This is a genomic window from Nitrosopumilus sp. (assembly GCF_025699125.1).
In the GTDB taxonomy this organism is placed as follows: domain Archaea; phylum Thermoproteota; class Nitrososphaeria; order Nitrososphaerales; family Nitrosopumilaceae; genus Nitrosopumilus.
This window is the reverse complement of record NZ_JAILWC010000004.1, coordinates 75,769-97,210: the sequence shown is the minus strand read 5'-3', so window position 1 is coordinate 97,210 and position 21,442 is coordinate 75,769. Positions and strand designations below refer to the sequence as shown.

The window sequence follows — 21,442 nt, the reverse complement described above, 5'->3', positions numbered from 1 at the left end:
ATGTCCGTAAAACTAGAAGGAATGCCTACAAACATTGCAACTGCAGATTCGTTTACTGGAAAAAAAGTGATAGACCGCGAGGGAATTCGATATGGTAAAGTCAAACATATCCACATTCATCCTGATACTCTTACCGTATCTGGAGTGACAATCCATCAGGGATTCAACAAGGATTATTTTCTTTCCGAGGATTTCATTGACAAATTTTCTGAGGAAACTCTACTTCTTAGCAGACCTCCTGTAAGAACCGGAGTTACAGTGGTTGACATTGATGGCCATAAAATTGGCAAAGTCAAACGGCTACATAGAAATCCTGAAACCAACGAACTTGAATCAATTGAAGTTACTGATGGTTTGATGCATTCTAAAATATTGTCCAAATCTGAAATTTGGGGAATTGGCGAAAAAGTCATTCTGAGAATGAGTAAAGAAGAATTCAAAAAAACTGAATAATTTCTTTTTTTCTTTTTTAAAAGCCACCTAGTTCGCTTTTTTAGAACATACTTGACAAACAGGAATTCCTTCCTGTATTGTTATCTCTACATTTGATGAGTGGCATTTTTGACATAATCCTATCATACAACAAATCATCTTGCTACTCTTTAAATTTTTTATGTGGTTTCAAATCAATACTTAGCAATTTATAATTGCATGATGCGATCAAAGCATTGCATTCTATTGAAACAAAATCTCTGACAAAATCATTTGGAGACGTAATCGCTGTAAATGATATCTCTTTCTCAGTTGAAAGTGGAGAAATATTTGGATTCTTGGGACCAAATGGTGCAGGAAAAAGTACTACTATGATGATTCTGACTACATTACTAAAACCCACATCTGGCAAAGCTCTGATTTCTGGATTTGACGTAACAGCTGATCCAAAAAAAGTTCGTGAGAATATTGGATATGTTCAACAAGAAACTACCGTTGACGAATACCTTACTGGACGAGAGAATCTTTTGTTGCAAGCAAAACTCAATCATATTCCAAAAAATGAAATAAATGTCAGAATTGATGCTGTTTTAGAATTAATTGAACTCTCTGACAAGCAGCATGACTCTGTAGTTACTTACTCTGGTGGAATGAGAAAAAGACTTGATATTGCAGGAGGTCTTTTACACCGGCCAAAAGTTCTGTTTCTTGACGAGCCTACCGTTGGTTTGGATATCCAAACACGAAGAAAAATTTGGAAATATTTGAAAAAAATTCACGATGAATTTGAGATGACTATCTTTCTTACCACTCACTATATGGAAGAAGCTGATCAACTTTGCGACAGAGTTGGGATTATTGATGGTGGTAAGATTCAGATAATTGATTCTCCCAAAAACATGAAAAATGCAATGGGTAACGAAGTAATTTCTATAATTTTAGAAGACGGAGCAAGTCCGGATTCATTCTTATCTGAACTTAGAAAGATAGAATTTGTAAACAAGATTAATGTTGATGGCACCAATCTTACTTTGTTTGCATCAAATGGGACAGAAGTTATTCCAAAAATTTTCCAAATTTCATCTATGTTAAAAATTAAAATCATCTCAATTGCCCTGACTCAACCAACACTTGATGATGTTTTCCTATCCTACACTGGTCATGAAATACGGGATGATGATTCAAAGTTTAATCGAAAACGAGAACATGCCAAGATGAAGGGGTTACGTGCATGAATACTTTGATGTATGATACCTATACGATTTTTTGGCGAGAACTAAAAAGATACAAAAAATCTAGAAGTGGCGTTTTGATTCGTTTGATTCAACCAGCAATTTGGATAATTGTTATTGGAAATACTTTTTCGGGAACTCAACCACTCATTCAGTCAGTAGGTTTTGAAGGTGAATACATTGAGTTTATGGCGCCTGGCGTCATTATTCTTACTGCAATTTTTACAAGTATTTTTGGTGGCGTTAATACTCTTTGGGATAGACGTTATGGTTTTATGAATAAGGCTCTTACTTCTCCAATCTCTCGTTCTGCAATTGCCCTTGGAAAAATGTCTGCAATTTCATTGATTGCAGCAATGCAAGCTAGTTTAATTTTGGGAATTGCTTTGGCAATCGGTGTTACTTTTCCAAATCCAATAATGATTGCACCTATCATGGCAATAGTGATTTTGTTTTCATTGGGTTTTTCAGGAATCTCAGTAATTGTTGCAGCGACAGCAAAATCTCAGGAAACTTTTTGGGGTGTGATCAATTTTCTTGGCATGCCTTTATTCATGCTAAGCCCTGCATTATTTCCATTAGAATTACTGCCCAATTGGCTTGCAATGATAGCAAAACTCAATCCTGTTACCTATACTGTATTGCTGGTTAGGGAGCTGATGACAGGCGTCTCTGAAGGTGGGATCTCAATAGCTTTGAGCCTTGGAGTTATCTCTGTGTTTGTTCTTGTAATGGTGGGTCTTGCAAGCTATGTGTTCACGCGTGAGGTAAACAAGCCGTTCTGACATAAAGTTGACAAAAAATGGAATAATTGTTAACTTTGATGATCTTTGCCAAATTTTAGCAAAAGTAACTGTTGTCAAAGTTTGTCCTGCTTGTCATGGTTTTTTCAATATTCTTAGCGTTTAGTGCATTTGTCCCATCTTCATTTGCCCTAGGAGATTATGATTTGGTATCTGAGTGGGGTCAGTTTGGAATATCAAAACCTGGGCATTTTTCGTATCCTGAATTTATTGCAGTTGATGAAGATGGAAATTCATACATAAGTGATTTGGGCAATAAGCGAATTCAAAAATTCTCTAGTGATGGTCAATATCTTACTCATTGGGGGCAAAGTGGAACATTGCCTGGAGAATTTCACTATCCTTCTGGAATTGCAGTGAGTAGTAATTTTATTTTTGTTGCAGATCATGACTTGCATAAAATTCAAAAATTCTATCTTAATGGAACGTTTGCTGATCAATGGGGCAGTAAAGGAATACATGACGGGGAATTCAAATATCCAAATGGCATTGCAGTTGATTCTGATAACTTTGTTTATGTTGTAGATACTGGTAATCAAAGAATTCAAAAATTTACTTCTGACGGCGAATTTGTTTTATCATTTGGTACAAGTGGAATGGGTTCAGGTCAATTTCTTACTGCAATTGGAATTGATGTTGATGAACAAGGATATGTGTATGTGACTGATAAAGGAAATCGCAAAATCGAAAAATTTGATTCGGATGGCTCATTCATAAAGTCATTTCAATTTCGTGGATTGAATTATGTTTTTTCACCCTCGGGAATTGAAGTTGATCCTAACGGAGCAATTTATGTTATAAATTCAGATAATGGTAGAATTTTACATCTTGAACAAGACATTGGTTTGACTCTTAATATTTTTGAAAAAAATGGGCCATATCCTCGAATGTTTAGTTCTCCAACTGATATTACATTGGGCATTAATGGTGAGTTACTTGTTGTAGATTCTGCAGGACACAAAATTTACTCTCTTGAAACTCCGTTTTATGTTGAACCAGAAGTTTCTGAAATAGTTGAAATAATCGAACCTGAAATCCGCGAGGATTATTCTTCTGATAAAATTGAACCCACAATCATGGCCCCAAGCAACATGATTCTGGATGCAACTGGATTATTGACTTTCGTAGATATTGGTCAGGCATTAGCTGCTGATACTGAAAGTGGAGTCAAAGTAATTTTGAATAATGCTCCTGAAGAATTCTCTCTAGGTGTAAGTAAGGTTACTTGGATTGCATTTGACAATGCTGGCAATACTGCAGAAACATACCAGACCATCACCATTAATGCCTGCGGACATGTTTACTCTGATTATAACATGATAGTAGGAACTGATGGTGATGACTTTATTCAAGGCACATCTGCAGATGATCTGATCTTTGGGTTGGCCGGTGTTGATATCATTAACGGCAATGATGGGAATGATTGTATTTTTGGTGGTGACGGTGATGATGTAATTTATGGAAATAATGGAAATGATACCATAATGGGCAATTCGGGAAATGATGTGTTAAAAGGTGATTCAGGATATGATATTCTTTATTCAAATTCTGGATCTGATGTGATGGATGGCGGAGATGACTCTGATGGGTGTTACTCTCCAATAGATTCTCAAACTGATCTGCTGATAAATTGCGAATCATAAATAATCTATATAGTCAATAGGATGATCTTGTTTTTTCGTAATCTATTATTGATATTTGTAAATAAATTTCTAAACACGTTAGTTCAATGAGAGCAAAAATAACATCAATACTTTTGATCGCAACACTTGTTGCTATCTTGCCACCATTAAGCGCAAACGCTTCTTCAATGCCCGATGTACCCAACCCAAACGTTGAATTCAATTTGACAGGGGCAGGTGCAACGTTTCCATTCCCTCTGATTGATTTGTGGAGAGTTGAGTACAAAAATGCATACGACAATGTAAATCTTAACTACCAATCGATTGGAAGTGGCGGTGGAATTAAACAACACATTGAAAAAACCGTAAACTTTGCAGCATCCGATGCACCTATGAAGGAATCTGAAAGAGAATTAGCTCCGGGAACCCTACACATCCCCGAATCAATCGGCGGCGTAGTAGTTGCTTACAACATCCCTGAAGTTCCAAACAAAGGACTAAAACTAACAGCAGATGTTGTCTCTAAAATATTCTTGGGAGAAATTACAAAATGGAATGACCCTGCAATCACTGCAGAAAATCCTGGATTGAATCTTCCTGCTAAAGATATTGTTACAGCACATAGATCTGATGGTTCTGGGACAACTTTCGTCTTTACAGATTACCTATCTACTGTAAGTCCAACTTGGGATGAGAAGATAGGTGCAGGAAAATCGGTTCCATGGCCTTCAGGTCTTGCATCCGCAGGAAATGAAGGTGTTGCTGGAATTGTAAAATCCACTGAATACGCAATTGGTTACATTGAACTTGCATATGCATTCCAAACAGGAATGAGCTATGCATCAATTCAAAATGCTGACAAAACTGCATTCATCGAACCTACATTAGACAGCATTTCTGCTGCATCTAGTGGGGTGGCAGATACTTTGCCAGCATCTGAAGATAATTGGGCTCATGTAACAATTGTTAATGCCCCCGGTCCAGATTCATATCCGATTGCAAGCTTCACATATCTTCTTGTATATGATGATCTGAAACAAGTAACTAAAAACAAAGATCAAGCAAAAGCTGTAATCCACATGATTCATTGGATGATAACTGATGGTCAAGAATTCTCCTCAAGTTTACTATATGTTCCACTTGCCGATAAGGTTGTAGAACTAGGAAAACAGGGATTATCCAAAGTAACGTATGATGGCGAAAAGCTTTGGGATTACAAAGCAACAAGCACTGGATCGCTAGAGATTCCAAAATGGATCAGAGACAATGCAAAATGGTGGTCAGAAGGACTGATATCTGATCAAGACTACATCAACGGACTACAATTCCTAATTAAACAAGGAATTCTCAAAGTCTAAACTCTTTTCTTTTTAATTTTATTTTTTTAATTTAGTTTGTTCTTAAATTTTATTTTAATTTCTTGAAACAAATTTTTAGAATTAAAAATTCTCTATATAGTATTACGAGTACTATCTACACATATGTTCCACTCGGATAAAATGAGGATCCAGCTTATAGGTTGTATTTCTTTTTTGTTTCTCAATGACTTACAAAAACGTAAAGAACATTGCAATTTTTAGCATTGTTGCATTATTTGCCGTAACCTCTTTTGACCTTTCAAACGCATATGCAGAAGAAAGTGAAGGATACAAAATGATTGGCGATGTAATGCCGGTATTGACATTTCAATTCAGAGATGGAACTGAAACATATGAATTCCCTGTTTTTAAAATGGGCGAAAACATGATTGATGATGCTGGCGTTTCATTTTCAGTGGAAGGCACAGTAACAGATTCTCCATTATTGCACAAGGCAATGGATGAGGCGTATATCTACCGTTCTTCAAACGCAGCATTTGATCATCAGTTCAAATACTTTGATGTTGATGCTAATTTTGTAAAAAACGGTGAAAATGTAATCTCCCTTGCTTATACCAATTGTCGAGTTGACAACTATCAAGTCGAAACACTTGACTCAAATGACTATGAAAGTTATTTTGCTGGTGTCGGATTTGCAATAGTTGATAAAATTGACTTTGTATGTAGTGGACTAAATTCCAATAATGATTCCGCAAGAATTACTCCTGGGACCATTATAGATCATGGTGAATCTGCATTCAAATATGCAAACGATGTGAAAACTTCAGTAACCTTCTCCTTTAATGAAGGAAAGGAAAGAATTGAATTCCCATCATTTAATCTAGATTCAGGATATGGTGAAACTGGACGAAATGCTAAGGCTGAATTCACAGTAGAAGGAGTTTTGGATAATTATCCAATGTTGCAAAGCAAAATTGATAATGCTAGAAAAGTATCTGGACTAACTGCACAATCTAATGATGATTTTGATGCACTAGTGGAATTTACTAATGGTGATAAAACATTGAGAGGCTTCGATTTCAGAAGTTGTCATGTGGAGAGTGCAAAAATTACGACTCTTACAGATAAAGAAGAAGGATTTACAAAAAAGAGTGGATTTGTAACCGCATATCAATTAGGATTTGAATGTTCAGGTCTAAAACCATTGAATGTGAATTATGGTGCTCTTCAAGGAGATACTACTTGGAAAACAACTAAGGTTGTAAATGAGTATGAGGAACCACTTCAAAACACCGATAAGGATTTGAGTGCTTTTGTCACATTTACTTTTGACTATGGCGTGGAAACTGCAGAGTTTTCCATGTTCAAACAAAGTAATGTGCTTACAGCAACAGAGGATGTTGGAACCGAATTTACAAGAAAGACAGCATATCCAACTGTTGAGTTGAGAGGAATTGTAGGTGATTATCCATTGCTATACAAGCATGTTGATGACGGATTAAAAGTTCAAGGAATAATTGGAACTCAAAACCGTGATCTCGTTGACATTGATGTCAAGATAGTATCTGGAGAAAAAGAAATTCGCGGTTTCAACTATTCAAGCTGTAGGGCAACAGATTACGATGTTTCTACAAATCCAAACTCTGAAGAGAGTTATGTTAAAAATAAATTCGCACTAGAAAATATTTTTGACTTTGAATGTCAAGGATACCGTCCAAACAATCCCGCATATGATGCAATGTTCAATATTGAAAAAGCAAAAACTTCCAGCACCAGTGATTTAAGAAAGACTGATGACTGGGCTCAAGGATTCTACGTAGAGTAGACTTTTTTCTTTTTATTTTTCTTTTATTTTTTTAATTATCATTCTTCAGTAATGATATTTTGAATATTCTCATCTATTGCGACTTCGGCAATATCGCTTGAATACTCTGCAATTCTTCTCAAGTCTTCTAACACAAATCTGATTATTGTGGAATTTTTTTCTGTTTCTTTGATTTTACTCATAATTTGTTTTTCCTCCTCAATCACTTGGTTGACTTTTTCTGCCACCCTTTCTCCTTTTTCAAAATCATGCTCTTGAACCGCTGTAATTGATTTCTCAAATACCTCAAGTGATTTCTCTGAGAGTTTTTTTATTTTTACAAAAATTTTTGAATCTATTTTACCTTCAATGAATTTTGTTCTTTTTGCAATTAGTGACGCATGATCTGCAATTCTTTCAATTCTGCTAACTATGGCCCTATGTCCTAGACAGTCAGATGGTTTTCTCAGTCCCATGTCTTGTAGAAAATTTTCATTTCCTACTGCTAAAACTAAATTACGTCTCATATACAGGCCAAATCTATCTACTTCATCATCCATATTTACAACTTCATCTGCATGACTCATATCTACCTCTTCTAGTGATTCTATTGCTTCAAGCACCATGTTATTTGCCATCAAATACATTCTCTTCAATGCAGTATCAAATGACAATTCTGGAAGTCTGGTGAGGATTTGGATAATGATGTTTTCAGAACTTGACTCTACAATTTCCGTTCCAATCATAGTAGACCTGACCAATTCTCTGATGCTCCTAGAATGTTCTGCTGGAATTCTCATCCCTTTTGTTGTAATTTTGATGGTTTTGTAACCTGAAAGATATGCTGCAATAATTTTCCTCTTTATTGATTCCCCCGAATCTTTTTGATTGGATAGTACAACTGCTGTACTTTTTTTTGTTTGATTTTCCCCCTCTTTAGGGATAAGTGTTAATGATTTGTTAGAATTTTTAATAATCGTGACATTTTCCCCTACTTTGATCTTTAACTCTTCAATCCAATTCTTTGGAAGAGAAATAATGTATGTGGAGCCTCCACTAAGCTGCATTCGTCTTGTTTGTTTGGAGCTTTCTAACGTTTCCAACTAAAATCTATTGAGAAATTTTACTTATTTACAATTTAGATGAGGATCTATATAGAACTATGACATTCTCATAAAATATGATCAAATCTTAGATAACTCCATTTTCATGCCTGAATTATGTGGAACGGATTAATCTAAATCCTGAAAAGCATGGTAAACGCCAAATTTCAGATAAAATTTTCAAGATTGGCGCAACTGTAGCAGGCGTTTATGTTTTAGTCATGATTGCATTGTTGGTTTTTCAATTGGTCTCTGAATCATATCCAATTTGGGAGGAAGATGGATTGTCATTTATCACTGGTACTGATTGGAATGCAGTTGAAGGTAGGGAATCTTTTGGTGCATTACCCTACATTTTTGGTACACTAGTTACTGCCTCACTTGCAATGTTGATTGGCGTTCCGTTAAGTATTGGAATTGCAATGTTCATCTCTGATGCTCCCGCAAAAATAGGTGGTCCTTTGGGTTTTATTGTTGAACTTTTAGCTGCTGTTCCAAGTGTGATTTATGGACTATGGGGACTTTTTGTTTTTAGAATTTACTTTAAGGACTGGGTTGAAGAACCACTGCACGATTTATTTGGTGATTCCATATTTTTATTCTCGGGAACTCCTTTTGGCCTTGACATAATTACTGCAAGTGTAATTTTAGCTATAATGATTATTCCAACCGTTTCAGCAGTATCTCGTGAAGTAATGAAAGCAGTACCTCAACAACAAAGAGAAGCTGCATACATGTTAGGTGCAACAAAATGGGAAATGTTCAAGCTAGCTGTATTTCCGTACTCTAAAACTGGCTTGATTGGTGCGTCGATTCTTGGACTCGGAAGAGCTGTTGGTGAAACAATGGCAGTGACAATGTTGATTGGCAATGCAACTGGTATAGCTGCAATCCCTTCGTCTCTATTCAAACCAAGTCAAACAATGTCTAGTATCATCGCAAATGAATTTGTTGAAGCATCCCCTGCATCATTGCATCTTCCTGCTTTGATTGGAGTTGCGTTAGTTCTTTTACTCATTGCAATTGCAATCAATGTAGTTGCACACTTGCTGGTTACTAGAATGATGAAAGTAAAGGAGGGTGCAATTAACAATTGAGTACTACTAATGAAAAAAGGCAAGAGTATAGGGCTCTATTCAAAAATAATGTTGAGAAAAGACTTGTTGTTGATAAAATAGTTCGAATCATAGTTTTTGCATGTGTAATAATTGCAATTATTCCTCTTGGAAGCATTCTAGTCGAAGTATTCAAAAATGGATTTGCTGCAATAAGCTATGAATTTTTAACCGAAGTACCTGGCTCTATTGGTTCTGGTGAAGGTGGCATTGGACCTGCAATTCAGGGCACTTTGATAATAATTGGGCTCTCAAGCTTAATTGGAGTTCCGATAGGTGTCATGTCTGGAATTTATCTATCTGAATATGGCGACAATAGGCTTGCACGAAATATAAGATTCTTCAATGATGTGTTCATGGAATTCCCATCTATTGTTCTTGGTATCTTTGCATTTTTAGTAATTGTGTTACTTCTTGGTCATTTTTCAGTATGGGCAGGTGCATTTGCATTATCTTTAATCATGTTCCCCATTGTTGCAAGAACTACTGAAGAATCTCTGAAAATGGTTCCTGTGACTTATCGTGAAGCTGGAACTGCTCTGGGTTTGAAAAAATGGGTAATTACTTTTAGAATTGTAATTTCTGCTGCAAAAAGCGGAATGATTACTGGAATTTTATTGTCTGTATCGAGAATTGGTGGTGAAACCGCTCCGTTAATTATGACTATTCTTGGAAGCAGCCAATTCTTTAGCAGCATGGATGTTCCAATGGATGCACTGCCTTTGAGAATTTGGAGATTGTCTTTACTGCCTTATGACAGTGCGCAATTACAGGGTTGGGGTTCTGCTCTAGTTTTAATTATAATAATTCTGGGAATTAATCTGGCAGTTAGATACTTTTTTGCAAATAGGAAGGGAAAGCAAGGAATTTTCGGACAATTAATTAAGAAAGGAATGCATGCTAAAAATTGACTGCATTGAGTATTAAACCTGCAAACACCGAAGAACAAATCCCATCAACTCCATCATCTGTTGTTGATTCTGAAAAATACAAAATGGTTGCAGAAAATGTCACAATTAGATATGATGGGATTCCTGCAGTCAAAAACGTTACAATGAAGTTTAAAGAAAAATCTGTTACGGCCCTTATTGGTCCATCCGGATGTGGCAAAACTACCTTCCTGCGATGTCTTAACAGAATGCATGATATGACAAAAAATGCCAAAGTTGAAGGGAAAGTTATGATTGATAACATTGATCTTTATGATAAATCCATAGATCCTATTTATCACCGAAGAAAAGTTGGGATGGTCTTTCAAAAACCAAACCCATTCCCAACAATGTCCATTTATGATAATGTTACAGCAGGTTTGAAACTAAACGGCGTGCGTGATAAAAAAATTCTAAATGAAATAGTAGAAGATTCGCTAAAAATGGCTTATTTGTGGGATGAAGTAAAAAATGACTTGAACAAATCTGCTATTGAGTTGTCTGGAGGCCAACAACAACGTCTATGTATTGCGCGGGCGTTGGCAATACAACCTGAAGTTTTATTGATGGACGAACCAGCATCCGCACTCGATCCTATTGCAACTCAAAAAATTGAAGAAACAATTACCGAATTAAAAAAAGAGTATACCATAATCATTGTAACACATAACATGCAACAGGCAGTCAGAGTGTCTGATTACACTGGTTTCATGTATTTGGGTGACCTAATTGAATTTAGAGAAACAAAAAAACTCTTTACAGATCCAAAAAATGATTTGACTGCAAAATATGTACAGGGGCATTTCGGATAAATGACTCGATTAATTGATCCTTCTCTTCAAAAACTCTCTTTTATCATGGGGGAGATGGGTGATATGGTAGTCGAATCAATATCTCTTGCAATTGACTCTTATCTTGATGGAACAAACACAATAGATAAAGTTCATTCATTGTCTAATTCCATTCGTTCAAAATACTATGAAGTTGAAGATTTAACCTTTGACATGCTTTTAAAATACCAGCCAGTTGCAGATGATTTTAGATTCATAAGATCTTCCACTGAAATATCTTATGCTTTTTCTAGATTTGGAAGATATGCTTATGATATAACCCAAGTTAGAGATTTGTTTGGTGATGTCTCAAAATGTACCAATGCTTCACTTATTGAATCCACAAAAAAAGTAAAACACATGATAAAAGAAGCTGTGTTGTCTTTTGCAGAACTTGATGTTCGCAAAGCAATCAAAATCAGAGAAGATGAAAAAGTAATTGATAGGATATACAAAGAACGATTGCCAAAACTAATTGAATCAAATAATACAAAATGTGCTTTGGCAGAGGCACTATTGCTTAGATATTTGGAACGAATTGGTGATCATGCCGTATTCATGAGTGATGCAATAAATTACATAGTTACTGGAAAACACCGCCCTAGTGAAGAACGAATAGCATCACATACAAAACAAGACTGAATCATACATTAATTTTTATTCTGGCCAAAATTTTTTGAAATATTACAATGGATATTTTACAATTAATTCAATCTAACCTCCTTACTCCAATTATCCTATTCTTTTTGTTTGGAATCATTGCAGCTAGAATAAAATCTGATTTGAAAATACCTGAAGCAATTTCTGAATTCTTGCCAATCTATCTTTTAGCCGCAATTGGTCTTCATGGTGGAATTGAAATGAGGAATACTGGATTTGAGAATATGCTGATTCCAATGTTGGCCGCAATTGGACTTTCGCTTTTGTTTACGTTAAACCATTACCAAATTTTGAGAAGATTGGGAAAATTCAATATCTTTGATTCGTATGCTTTAGCATCTACATATGGCGCAGTAGGTGCTGTAACTTTTTCAGTTGGATTATCTTTTCTTAAAAACCAAGGTGTTTCATCAGAAGGGTATCTTGCAGCTATTTTAGCTGTACTGGAACCCCTTGCATTTATCCTGGCAATATTTTTGACTAACATGGCAGTTTCAAAACAAATCAAAGTAAAGAAAAAACCTTTTACAACAGATGATGCCTCTGACATTGAAATTGGAATACAAAGCAGCAAAACAAAACTGTCTCAAGTTTTACATGAATCAATCACTGGCAAAGCTATCGTCATTCTGCTTGGAAGCATCATTATAGGATACATTATTGGGGAAAATGGATTTAGTTCAATCAAAATTGTTTTTGATGAAATGTTTACTGGTGCTATAGTGATCTTCATGATTGAAATGGGAATAATTGCAGGTCAAAGATTAGATGATATGAAAAAAGTGGGCGTTTTTTTGACTGCGTTTGCAGTAATCATGCCTACTTTTAATGGAATTGTTGGAGTTTTAGTTGCAACCGCACTGGGATTGAGTCTTGGTGGTGCAGTAATGTTTGGTTTGTTATTGGCTAGTGCTTCGTTTATTGCAGCGCCTGCAGTATTGCGTCATACAATCCCTCAAGCAAAACCTAGTCTTTACATTACATCTGCATTGGGAATTACATTTCCTTACAACATCATTGTATTATTGCCAATAATGTTTGCAATCTCATCCATTGTTCACACCGGAGAAGGATCGATAGACTTATTCAATTATATCATAAAGGACTGGATATGAAACTCTACAATGTAAAATTACTTACGATTGTATGTGAAATTCTTGCTCAAAAAAATATTCTTGAAATTTTAAAAAATCATGAAATAACAGGATATACGACTTATGAGGTTGATGGAAATGGTGCACGTGGATTACGTGGTCAGGGTTTTAAAAATGAAAAAAATGTTAAAGTTGAAGTAATTATGCGTGAAGAGAAATTATCTGATGTTGTTGAGGAAATATCCCGAACGCTGTTTGCGAATTTTGCTATTGTACTTTATGTTAGTGATGTTGGTGTTGTTAGGACTGAAAAGTTTTAACAACAAGAATCCTCAGAACACAAAACCGGAATTTTTTTACTTGCATTTGTAACACTTGATATTAACACTGATAATTGATTATTTGAAATTGAATACATTGCCTTTTTTCCTTCATCTCTTGATTTGACAATACCGCATTTTTTCAATGTCTTTAGATGGTGGGATACTAGCGGTTGATCTTTTTTTAATTTCTCGACAAAATCATTTACACACAATTCTTTGTTTTTCTGCAATAACTCTAGAATTCCAAACCTTGTTTCATCACAAATACATTTTAAAAGACTAATTCCATTCATATCAATTTAAATTTATATGAACCAATATTTATTTGATTTTATGGCTAAGCCGAAAAAAGTTCTTTTTGTGTGCGTAGAAAACGCTGGCCGAAGCCAGATGGCAGAAGGATTTCTTCGAGAGTTTGCTCCCCATTTTGATGTGATAAGTGCTGGAACTCAACCCAAATCTGAACTTAATCCACTAGTAGTTCAAACAATGAAAGAGATTGGAATAGACATTGCAAAACAAAAACCAAAAGTGTTGACAAATGAAATGATTGATCAATCAATTACCGTGAATATGGGTTGTATGGATCAAGAATCATGCCCTGCACTTTTTGTCAAAGATATAATTAATTGGGATATAACTGATCCAAAAAACAAAGACATTGAACAGGTAAGAGAAATTCGTGATCAGATTAAAAATGAAGTTTTGAATCTCATAAAAAAATTAGATGTATGATCATGGCTTATTCTAATCTTCAAATATTTGCAGTTGAGTTGATTGGAACATTTATTCTTGTAATATTTGCAACTGGCTCCATAGTCTATGACGTTCAAATTGGAGGTTACTATGGAATTTGGTTTGCTGCAGTTACTCCATTTATTGCGTTAATTATAGGGGTCTATTCTTTTGGGAAAATATCTCTTGCCCATTTTAATCCTGCAGTCACAATAGGATATTACATTACAGGACACATATCAAAAATTCAAATTATGTGGTACTTTGCAGCAGAAATAATCGGCGCAATTCTTGGTTCTTTATTTGTAATGACGTTTATTGGAAAAGAAGCAAACCTTGGTGCAAATGCTCCCAACTATGACTATTCACTATTTTTAATATTTCCCGTTGAAGTGTTGGCTTCTGCATTATTGATGGCAGTTATTTTTACTGTAGTGTACACGAAAGGATTGAAGGGGTTTAGTGGAGTTGCAATAGGTGGTATTGTTGGTTTGGATATCTTTTTCTTGGCATCTATTTCTGGTGCGTCAATGAATCCTGCAAGGGCATTGGCTCCTGCATTGTTATCTGGAGTGCTGGAAAATCTTTGGCTATATTGGAGTGCGCCTTATGTTGGAACAATTATCGTTGCATTTTTGTTTAGGAAAAAATTTCAAATGCAAAGAAAACGAGAATTATAGCCATACTGTCAACTACATAGACTACGGAGTTTTATCGAATCTAATTACTTACTGCTTTAGTCTTTGTTCTGCTAATACTAGTTATGATATCATCTGATTTTAAACAAAGTTTAGCCATTTCACGCCTATGTGAAGATATCTTGGAGTCCAATGAGCGGATATTTTTTGTATCTTCAATTAACTACAATGGGCGAGTCTTTGAATCCAGATTTCGTAATGATAGTATTCTTACAAAACTGTCTAAATCTGAAACTGAGATGTTTTTCATGCAAAGAACCCTTCAAACATCACTTAGTAAAGAATTTGATGATATAGTTGGACCACTCAATTTCATAATTGTACAAAGAGAAACTTTCTTAGAATTAATTTTCCCATATACTGAAGGATTAATTTTAGTTGTATGTGATTTAGATGTAATTCCTAATTATCTTGCAAAGAGAATTTTATTTGTACTAAGAGATTTTGATTGGGTATCAAAGAATTCTCAAATATATAATGCCTGATGAATGTTGTAGAACATGTGGTTGGTTTATAAAAAATCATCTAAAGTGCCAGCACTGTAATTTTTTGTTTCAAGATGTCTGTCATAATTGTAATGGAAAATCATTGCCGAAATTTCATGATTGTAAACAAGAATATGGTTTTAATTCGTCAACTATGTAAATTGTTTCTATTTACATATTTACCATAAATCCTTTAGGTTATTTTTTTAGATCTAAAATAAAATACCTAGTCTAATGCAAAAAATACAATGTGAAAAATGTGGAAATAATGAAACCGAGATTTTAAGACGTGGAAAGTTTGCAGACGATATATTATTTTGTCCAAACTGTGACGATATTTGTAACAAGCTTGGATGAACTTTTTTCTATATAGATTACAAACTTTTAGTTTGTTATGGAAAATAATTACAATCATGTTTTAACAAATTTTGTATATGTATGATTAATGTGCGCTACTCCCTTCCTTGAGCATGACAATTCCTCATTTTCAAAACTCCTATTGTCAAAAGAAGTAGCGGACATCATCAAACAGGCTGTACGTGAATCCACGCAAGTGAATCATCTTGGTTGCAATGATGGGAAGAACATTAAAGGAGAGTTTGATGACTGAAAAGTCGAGAAATTGTAGTCCGAATTGTTGGTGCAAACAAGAAAAATCTGATGATCCTTTAATTGGATATTCCATACCTAAAAAACTCTAAAAATCATATCTTTTACGAATAATAATGACCTTGTTTAGTCTATTTTGATGACTAATTCAAAACTATTCTCAGATTCAAAGAAAGTCATCCCGTCAGGAGTGAATAGCCCTGTTAGGTATTTTGAACCATATCCATTCTTTACAAAAAAATCAAGCGGTGCATATCTTTGGGATGTCGAGAACAAAAAGTATATTGATTTTTGTAATGGATATGGTGCTTTACTGTTGGGGCATAAAAGAAAAGAGATTATCAATGCGGTTTCAAATCAACTTTCTAAAGGAACTCTTTATTGTACTCCAACAGAAGCTGAAATTGAATTATCAAAATTAATCATTGGAAACTTTCCATCGATTGACAAAGTTCGATTAGTGAACACTGGAGGAGAAGCAACAATGACTGCAATTAGATTGGCACGTGGTTTTACAAAAAAGAAAAAGATAATCAAATTTGAAGGATGTTATCATGGCGCACATGATTCTGTATTAGTAAAAGCAGGATCTGGCTCGGCACATAATGGCATTTCTGTTTCAGATGGTGGCTTAGATGAAGTTTCAAAAAATACTTTGGTTGTACAGTACAACAACATTGAAGATTTTCAAAAGACAATTAAACAAAATAAAGACATTGCAGGAGTCATCGTGGAACCAATTTTAGCTAACATGGGTTTGATTCTGCCTGAAAAAAATTTTCTCTATGATTTGCGAAAAATTACTAAAGAAAACAACATCCCGCTAATTTTTGATGAAGTAGTTACAGGATTTAGGGTAGCTCCTGGTGGAGCTCAAGAGCATTTTGGAATTAAACCTGATATTACTACTATGGCCAAAGCTCTCAGCAATGGCTTTACAATTGCTGCAGTTGGTGGAAGAAAAGAAATAATTGATTTGTTGTCACCTGGGGGTAAAGTCTATCAGGCAAGTACTTTTGCTGGAAATCCTATATCTGTTAGTGCTGCAATTAGCTCAATTAAGACAATAAACAAATTGAAAAACAAACTCTACTCTAAACTTGAGAGATTCAATCTTTTATTTACCACTGCATTGGATGATATGGCCACTGACATGCATATTGCGCATCAAATTAACTTTACCGCATCGATGTTTCAGATTTTCTTTACAAACAAACCCGTGATTAATTACGAAACTTCAAAAAAAGCAGATTCTAAGAAATTTCAAAAAATGTTCAGAGCATTATTGAAAAAGGGAATATTCATTGCGCCATCGCAGTTTGAAGTAGTTTTTCTATCTGACGCTCACACTGAAAATGATCTAAACAAGACACTTGATGCATATGATGCAGCATTAAAATCGGTGAAACATTGAAGTACAAAGTTGGTGCTAGAGGAAGTCAATTATCAGTAGCTCAGACAAATTGGGTGATATCCGAACTAAAAAAAGTGAATCCTGGATGTGAATATGAAATTAAATCCATCACTACAAAAGGCGATACTGATTCAAGGCCATTATTTACAATAAACCAAAAAGGGATATTTGAAAAAGAAGTAGATAGAGCAGTATCGCAAAAAGAAGTAGACTTTGCAGTTCATAGTCTAAAAGACGTTCCATCGGAGCTAGATGAAAGTCTCATGATCGCGTGTATTCCAAAACGTGAAGCAGTAAATGATGTCTTTATTTCATCCGATGGCTCATCTTTGGAAAATATCAAAAAAGGTGCAGTTATTGGAACCAGCTCACTTAGACGCGCAGTTCAAGTTTCAAGAAAAAGACCTGATGTTACAGTAAAACCAATACGCGGAAATATTGAAACAAGAATAAAAAAAACATCTGGAGAAAATTTTGACGCTATCGTTCTTGCACAAGCTGGAATTTCAAGATTAGGTGTTGATATAAAGTTCTCACCATTATCGATACATGATTTTTCTCCATCTCCTGGGCAAGGTGCAATAGCAATTGTTGCCAGATCTGATGATATAGACACAATCTCTATGTTAAAAAAAATTGAAGATTCAGACTCTAGATTAGAAATTGAAGCAGAGCGAGCATTATCCAACTATGTAGATTCTGGATGTAGATTTCCTCTTGGTGCGTATGCAAAATCCAGTGGAACTGAAATGACTCTTACAGTTACTGCATTTTCTGTTGATGGAAAACAATCATTACATGTAACCAAAACTGGTAGCAAAAATGATCCTGCGTCTCTTGGCAAAAATGTGGGCGAAGAATTACGTAAAAAAGGAGTAAATGATCTTGCATTAAATTGGAGAGAAAAAGTGGAGGAATGGAATACTACATGACTGGAAAAGTGTATCTTGTTGGCGCAGGACCTGGAGATCATAAATTAATTACATTACGTGCTGTTGAGTTACTCAAAAAAGCAGATGTTGTTTTGTATGATAGATTGGTAAGCAAAAAAATTATTTCAATGATTCCAAAATCTACCAAAAAAGTTTACGTTGGCAGAGCAGTAGGGGATGATACTGCTCATCAAAATACTACTAATGACTTGATGGTAAAATACACGAAATCTAAAAAACATGTTGTTAGACTAAAAGGTGGTGATCCTATTATCTTTGGTCGCGGTGGTGAAGAGGCAGAATTTCTAAAAGAAAATAAAGTAAAATATGAAATTGTCCCGGGAATTACTTCTGGAATTGGTTCTGCAACATATGCTGGAATTCCTCTTACTCACAGAAAATATGCGTCATCGGTAGTTTTTGTAACTGGTCATGAAGATCCTGAAAAGAAAAAAGAGATTGTCAAATGGAAAAGATTGGCAAAGTCTGTTGATACTATAGTAATTATGATGGGGCTTTCAAGAATTGATGTTATTTGCAAGCAACTTATTGCTGGAGGAATGAATAAGAAAACCCCCGTAGCTGTAATTCAAAATGGTACTACTCCTAATCAAAAAATGATTAAAGGAACAGTTACAAATATTGCAAAAAAAGTTAAAGAAAATAAAATCACCCCTCCCACAAATATTATTATTGGAAATGTAGTTGATTTGTCAGAAAGTATTGGGTGGAAATAATGCTTGATGGGAAAACTATCGCAATCACTCGTTCAAAAGATGATGCATTTGAATTCATTGCCCTTGCCGAAGAAAACCATGCAAAGGCACTTCCATTACCTACAATTGAGCTTGTAAGTAAGGGAGAGAAAATTGTTGATGAATTTTTGGAATCTGTTGAGAAATACTGTCCTGATTATTCTGTTTTTATGAGCTCAAAAGCAGTAAAACTGCTATTTGATACTGCAAAACATGTTGGTAAATTAGACAAATTGCAACTGGCTGTAGCAAATACCATAGTGATGTCTGTTGGTCCAAAAACTACAACCGCCCTTGAATCTGAAGGAATTAAAGTAAACCTTCAACCTACAACTTTTTCATCTGTTGGTGTTGGTGAGGAATTTACACAAATCAATGCAGTTGGAAAAAAGGTCATTGTTCCTCGCAGTGGTGCCTCAACTCCATTTTTAAAAGAACTATTAAACAAAATCGGAATTGATGTGTTAGAAATTCATCTTTATGATGTATGTGCATTTAGAGACACTACTCAGTGGAATGAGTTTCGAGAATTATTTTTTCAAGATAGAGTTGATGGTATTGTTTTTACTAGTGCGTCTTCTGTTCGTGGCTTTTTTGAGATAATGCAAAAAGACTTTGATGAATCAAAACTACTTGAAAATTTACAAAAATTATCCGTGGTTGCTATCGGTCCTTTTACAGCTGATGAACTTAAAAAATTTAATGTGAAAAATACTATATCTCAAGTTCATACTGTTTTGGGCTCTTTTAACACTATGAAACAAATTCTTTCAAACTGTTAGAGTTTATTAATTTCTATGATGTATTTTTTTTAAAGAACCCTTTTTTTCTAATAGTTAAAAATACAAAAATAATTTTTGTATGTGTTAGTAAATTACTATGATGAATCTTTTTTGAATTTTTAATAATTTGAATTGGAATGTATCATCTAATTTGGAATTTTCCCAGTTCTATCTTGAACTTGTCCTTCTTTGGAATCTCATATGGGCCTATGATTCTGATTGTTGTGATGCCTTTCAATGCGTATTTCATGTACTGAGAATAATTGATCTCAATTTATTGCTAAGACCTAATTTTAGCTCAAGCTATTTAGCTATGCCTATTTTTCCTCATGTATTTATAATATAACGGGGTTATGATGAGCATGGCAACTGAAAACCTCGATATGGATTATTCAAAATATGATTTTAAAGACTCTACAGAACTTTATGTTCATCTTAGCAAGAAAGGACTGTCTAAGGAAACTGTGATTAGCATCAGTAAGATGAAAGATGAACCACAATGGATGCTTGATTTTAGATTACGATCTTATGAAATTTTTATGAAAAAACCAATGCCTACTTGGGGTGGAGATCTCAGTGTTATTGATTTCCAAAATATCTACTATTATGCAAAAGCGTCTGACAAAGTAGAGAAGAACTGGGATGACGTTCCAGATAGTGTCAAAAAAACATTTGATAAACTTGGAATTCCAGAAGCTGAAAAGAAATTCTTAGCAGGTGTTGGCGCACAATATGAATCTGAAGTTGTTTATCACAGTCTAAGAGAAGATTTGGCAAAACAAGGTGTATTATTCTTAGATACTGACGCGGCTCTTAAAGAATATCCAGAAATTTTCAAGAAATACTTTGGTAAAATTATTCCTCCTGAGGATAACAAATTTGCAGCACTCAACAGTGCAGTTTGGAGTGGTGGTTCGTTTATCTACATTCCACCTGGCGTCAAAGTTGATATGCCACTACAAGCATATTTTAGAATTAATGCTGAGAACATTGGTCAATTCGAAAGAACATTGATCATTGCTGATGAAGGTTCAGAAGTTCATTATATTGAAGGATGTACTGCTCCTGTTTATTCTTCAGAATCTCTACACTCTGCAGTTGTAGAACTAGTAGCACACAAAGATGCTAAACTAAGATACACCACAATCCAAAACTGGAGCAGTGATGTATACAATTTAGTTACAAAACGTGCTTATGCATATGAGGGTGCAACAGTTGAATGGATTGATGGAAACATTGGAAGTAAATTGACAATGAAATACCCTGGAATCTATCTCATGGGTGAGCGAGCATATGGTGAAACCCTCTCTATCGCATTTGCAGGAAAGGGACAGCATCAAGATACAGGTGCTAAAATGGTTCATCTTGCACCAAATACCACTTCTAAAATTACATCAAAGTCAGTAAGCAGACTTGATGGACGTTCAACTTACAGAGGATTACTAAATGTAGCAAAAGGTGCTACAAATGTAAAAGCCACTGTAAGATGTGATGCATTACTCTTAGATGATACATCCAAGACTGATACTTATCCATACATGGAAATCAATCAAGAAGATGCCACAATTACACACGAAGCAACAGTTGGAAAAATCGGTGATGAGCAAATCTTCTATTTAATGACTAGAGGCTTTACAGAGGAAGAAGCACTTTCATTAATTGTTAATGGTTTCATGGAACCCTTTACAAAAGAACTTCCAATGGAATATGCAGTGGAGCTAAATAGACTAATCAAGCTAGAGATGGATGACTCTGTGGGATAAATT

24 protein-coding genes are annotated in these 21,442 nt (G+C 34.9%); 22 read left to right on the top strand and 2 right to left on the bottom strand.

Annotation, left to right across the window (positions count from 1 at the left end):
- The 6 genes from K5783_RS10090 to K5783_RS10065 all read left to right on the top strand — a co-directional run bounded on the left by K5783_RS10090 (window position 1) and on the right by K5783_RS10065 (window position 7,233).
- On the top strand, window positions 1–453 hold the full coding sequence (locus K5783_RS10090; protein WP_297474140.1) for a PRC-barrel domain-containing protein: 453 nt from the start codon (window positions 1–3) through the stop codon (window positions 451–453).
- Between the two features lie 215 nt (window positions 454–668).
- Window positions 669–1,667, top strand: coding sequence for an ATP-binding cassette domain-containing protein (locus K5783_RS10085; protein WP_297474139.1), 999 nt, complete (start codon window positions 669–671; stop codon window positions 1,665–1,667).
- The gene (locus K5783_RS10080) at window positions 1,664–2,449 is read left to right on the top strand and encodes an ABC transporter permease (RefSeq protein ID WP_297474138.1); all 786 of its coding nucleotides are present in this window, start codon (window positions 1,664–1,666) and stop codon (window positions 2,447–2,449) included. The genes K5783_RS10085 and K5783_RS10080 overlap by 4 nt, the downstream gene beginning before the upstream one ends.
- 95 nt (window positions 2,450–2,544) lie before the next feature.
- The gene (locus K5783_RS10075; RefSeq protein ID WP_297474137.1) at window positions 2,545–4,110 is read left to right on the top strand and encodes a 6-bladed beta-propeller; all 1,566 of its coding nucleotides are present in this window, start codon (window positions 2,545–2,547) and stop codon (window positions 4,108–4,110) included.
- An 86-nt stretch (window positions 4,111–4,196) separates the two neighbouring features.
- Window positions 4,197–5,447, top strand: a complete 1,251-nt coding sequence (pstS, locus tag K5783_RS10070) for a phosphate ABC transporter substrate-binding protein PstS (RefSeq protein ID WP_297474136.1) — start codon at window positions 4,197–4,199, stop codon at window positions 5,445–5,447.
- A 184-nt stretch (window positions 5,448–5,631) separates the two neighbouring features.
- Window positions 5,632–7,233 (top strand): hypothetical protein, encoded by a 1,602-nt coding sequence (locus K5783_RS10065; protein WP_297474135.1) that lies wholly within the window; start codon window positions 5,632–5,634, stop codon window positions 7,231–7,233.
- Window positions 7,234–7,271: 38 nt separating this feature from the next.
- Here K5783_RS10065 and K5783_RS10060 read toward each other — a convergent pair whose 3' ends face one another.
- Complete coding sequence (locus K5783_RS10060) at window positions 7,272–8,315, bottom strand: phosphate uptake regulator PhoU (protein WP_297474134.1); 1,044 nt, start codon at window positions 8,313–8,315, stop codon at window positions 7,272–7,274.
- Window positions 8,316–8,434: 119 nt separating this feature from the next.
- Here K5783_RS10060 and pstC point away from each other — a divergent pair, with 119 nt between their 5' ends.
- The 6 genes from pstC to K5783_RS10030 all read left to right on the top strand — a co-directional run bounded on the left by pstC (window position 8,435) and on the right by K5783_RS10030 (window position 13,263).
- Entirely contained in the window at window positions 8,435–9,412 is a 978-nt protein-coding gene (gene pstC, locus K5783_RS10055; protein WP_297474132.1) for a phosphate ABC transporter permease subunit PstC, read from the top strand.
- Entirely contained in the window at window positions 9,409–10,341 is a 933-nt protein-coding gene (gene pstA / locus K5783_RS10050) for a phosphate ABC transporter permease PstA (RefSeq protein WP_297474130.1), read from the top strand. Before pstC ends, pstA begins: the two co-directional genes overlap by 4 nt.
- An 83-nt stretch (window positions 10,342–10,424) precedes the next feature.
- Window positions 10,425–11,171 (top strand): phosphate ABC transporter ATP-binding protein PstB, encoded by a 747-nt coding sequence (gene pstB, locus K5783_RS10045; protein ID WP_366939191.1) that lies wholly within the window; start codon window positions 10,425–10,427, stop codon window positions 11,169–11,171.
- Window positions 11,172–11,831 carry a PhoU domain-containing protein gene (locus tag K5783_RS10040; protein ID WP_297474127.1) on the top strand — a complete coding sequence of 220 codons (660 nt, stop codon included), beginning with the start codon at window positions 11,172–11,174 and terminating at the stop codon, window positions 11,829–11,831.
- 47 nt (window positions 11,832–11,878) lie between these two features.
- Window positions 11,879–12,964, top strand: coding sequence for a sodium-dependent bicarbonate transport family permease (locus K5783_RS10035; RefSeq protein WP_297474125.1), 1,086 nt, complete (start codon window positions 11,879–11,881; stop codon window positions 12,962–12,964).
- Complete coding sequence (locus K5783_RS10030) at window positions 12,961–13,263, top strand: P-II family nitrogen regulator (protein ID WP_278975555.1); 303 nt, start codon at window positions 12,961–12,963, stop codon at window positions 13,261–13,263. The genes K5783_RS10035 and K5783_RS10030 overlap by 4 nt, the downstream gene beginning before the upstream one ends.
- Here the strand turns inward: K5783_RS10030 and K5783_RS10025 are convergent.
- A complete protein-coding gene (locus tag K5783_RS10025; RefSeq protein ID WP_297474123.1) occupies window positions 13,260–13,559 on the bottom strand; it encodes a metalloregulator ArsR/SmtB family transcription factor in 300 nt (99 codons plus the stop codon). The genes K5783_RS10030 and K5783_RS10025 overlap by 4 nt on opposite strands.
- Before the next feature lie 40 nt (window positions 13,560–13,599).
- Between K5783_RS10025 and K5783_RS10020 the strand changes: the two genes are divergently transcribed.
- The 10 genes from K5783_RS10020 (at window position 13,600) to sufB (ending at window position 21,439) form a co-directional block, all read left to right on the top strand.
- Complete coding sequence (locus tag K5783_RS10020) at window positions 13,600–14,001, top strand: arsenate reductase ArsC (protein ID WP_297474122.1); 402 nt, start codon at window positions 13,600–13,602, stop codon at window positions 13,999–14,001.
- Window positions 14,002–14,003: 2 nt separating this feature from the next.
- Window positions 14,004–14,681, top strand: a complete 678-nt coding sequence (locus K5783_RS10015; RefSeq protein WP_297474121.1) for an aquaporin — start codon at window positions 14,004–14,006, stop codon at window positions 14,679–14,681.
- A gap of 266 nt (window positions 14,682–14,947) precedes the next feature.
- A complete protein-coding gene (locus K5783_RS10010; RefSeq protein WP_297474118.1) occupies window positions 14,948–15,184 on the top strand; it encodes a hypothetical protein in 237 nt (78 codons plus the stop codon).
- A 234-nt stretch (window positions 15,185–15,418) separates the two neighbouring features.
- Entirely contained in the window at window positions 15,419–15,541 is a 123-nt protein-coding gene (locus tag K5783_RS10005) for a hypothetical protein (RefSeq protein WP_297474116.1), read from the top strand.
- 88 nt (window positions 15,542–15,629) lie between these two features.
- Window positions 15,630–15,794 (top strand): hypothetical protein, encoded by a 165-nt coding sequence (locus K5783_RS10000; RefSeq protein WP_297474115.1) that lies wholly within the window; start codon window positions 15,630–15,632, stop codon window positions 15,792–15,794.
- Between the two features lie 135 nt (window positions 15,795–15,929).
- Entirely contained in the window at window positions 15,930–17,207 is a 1,278-nt protein-coding gene (gene hemL, locus K5783_RS09995; protein WP_366939187.1) for a glutamate-1-semialdehyde 2,1-aminomutase, read from the top strand.
- On the top strand, window positions 17,204–18,139 hold the full coding sequence (hemC, locus tag K5783_RS09990) for a hydroxymethylbilane synthase (protein WP_297474112.1): 936 nt from the start codon (window positions 17,204–17,206) through the stop codon (window positions 18,137–18,139). The genes hemL and hemC overlap by 4 nt, the downstream gene beginning before the upstream one ends.
- Window positions 18,136–18,876, top strand: coding sequence for a uroporphyrinogen-III C-methyltransferase (gene cobA, locus K5783_RS09985; RefSeq protein WP_297474111.1), 741 nt, complete (start codon window positions 18,136–18,138; stop codon window positions 18,874–18,876). The genes hemC and cobA overlap by 4 nt, the downstream gene beginning before the upstream one ends.
- The gene (locus tag K5783_RS09980) at window positions 18,876–19,676 is read left to right on the top strand and encodes a uroporphyrinogen-III synthase (protein WP_297474109.1); all 801 of its coding nucleotides are present in this window, start codon (window positions 18,876–18,878) and stop codon (window positions 19,674–19,676) included. Before cobA ends, K5783_RS09980 begins: the two co-directional genes overlap by 1 nt.
- Before the next feature lie 362 nt (window positions 19,677–20,038).
- Window positions 20,039–21,439 carry a Fe-S cluster assembly protein SufB gene (gene sufB, locus K5783_RS09975; RefSeq protein WP_297474108.1) on the top strand — a complete coding sequence of 467 codons (1,401 nt, stop codon included), beginning with the start codon at window positions 20,039–20,041 and terminating at the stop codon, window positions 21,437–21,439.
- Window positions 21,440–21,442: the final 3 nt, after the last annotated feature.

Coding starts and splice junctions, on each gene's coding strand:
- K5783_RS10090 (WP_297474140.1), top strand. CDS start 1: ATGTCCGTAAAACTAGAAGGAATGCCTACAAACATTGCAACTGCAGAT.
- K5783_RS10080 (WP_297474138.1), top strand. CDS start 1,664: ATGAATACTTTGATGTATGATACCTATACGATTTTTTGGCGAGAACTA.
- K5783_RS10075 (WP_297474137.1), top strand. CDS start 2,545: ATGGTTTTTTCAATATTCTTAGCGTTTAGTGCATTTGTCCCATCTTCA.
- pstS (WP_297474136.1), top strand. CDS start 4,197: ATGAGAGCAAAAATAACATCAATACTTTTGATCGCAACACTTGTTGCT.
- K5783_RS10065 (WP_297474135.1), top strand. CDS start 5,632: ATGACTTACAAAAACGTAAAGAACATTGCAATTTTTAGCATTGTTGCA.
- pstB (WP_366939191.1), top strand. CDS start 10,425: ATGGTTGCAGAAAATGTCACAATTAGATATGATGGGATTCCTGCAGTC.
- K5783_RS10040 (WP_297474127.1), top strand. CDS start 11,172: ATGACTCGATTAATTGATCCTTCTCTTCAAAAACTCTCTTTTATCATG.
- K5783_RS10035 (WP_297474125.1), top strand. CDS start 11,879: ATGGATATTTTACAATTAATTCAATCTAACCTCCTTACTCCAATTATC.
- K5783_RS10030 (WP_278975555.1), top strand. CDS start 12,961: ATGAAACTCTACAATGTAAAATTACTTACGATTGTATGTGAAATTCTT.
- K5783_RS10025 (WP_297474123.1), bottom strand. CDS start 13,559: ATGAATGGAATTAGTCTTTTAAAATGTATTTGTGATGAAACAAGGTTT.
- K5783_RS10020 (WP_297474122.1), top strand. CDS start 13,600: ATGGCTAAGCCGAAAAAAGTTCTTTTTGTGTGCGTAGAAAACGCTGGC.
- K5783_RS10015 (WP_297474121.1), top strand. CDS start 14,004: ATGGCTTATTCTAATCTTCAAATATTTGCAGTTGAGTTGATTGGAACA.
- K5783_RS10010 (WP_297474118.1), top strand. CDS start 14,948: ATGCAAAGAACCCTTCAAACATCACTTAGTAAAGAATTTGATGATATA.
- K5783_RS10005 (WP_297474116.1), top strand. CDS start 15,419: ATGCAAAAAATACAATGTGAAAAATGTGGAAATAATGAAACCGAGATT.
- K5783_RS10000 (WP_297474115.1), top strand. CDS start 15,630: ATGTGCGCTACTCCCTTCCTTGAGCATGACAATTCCTCATTTTCAAAA.
- cobA (WP_297474111.1), top strand. CDS start 18,136: ATGACTGGAAAAGTGTATCTTGTTGGCGCAGGACCTGGAGATCATAAA.
- K5783_RS09980 (WP_297474109.1), top strand. CDS start 18,876: ATGCTTGATGGGAAAACTATCGCAATCACTCGTTCAAAAGATGATGCA.
- sufB (WP_297474108.1), top strand. CDS start 20,039: ATGGCAACTGAAAACCTCGATATGGATTATTCAAAATATGATTTTAAA.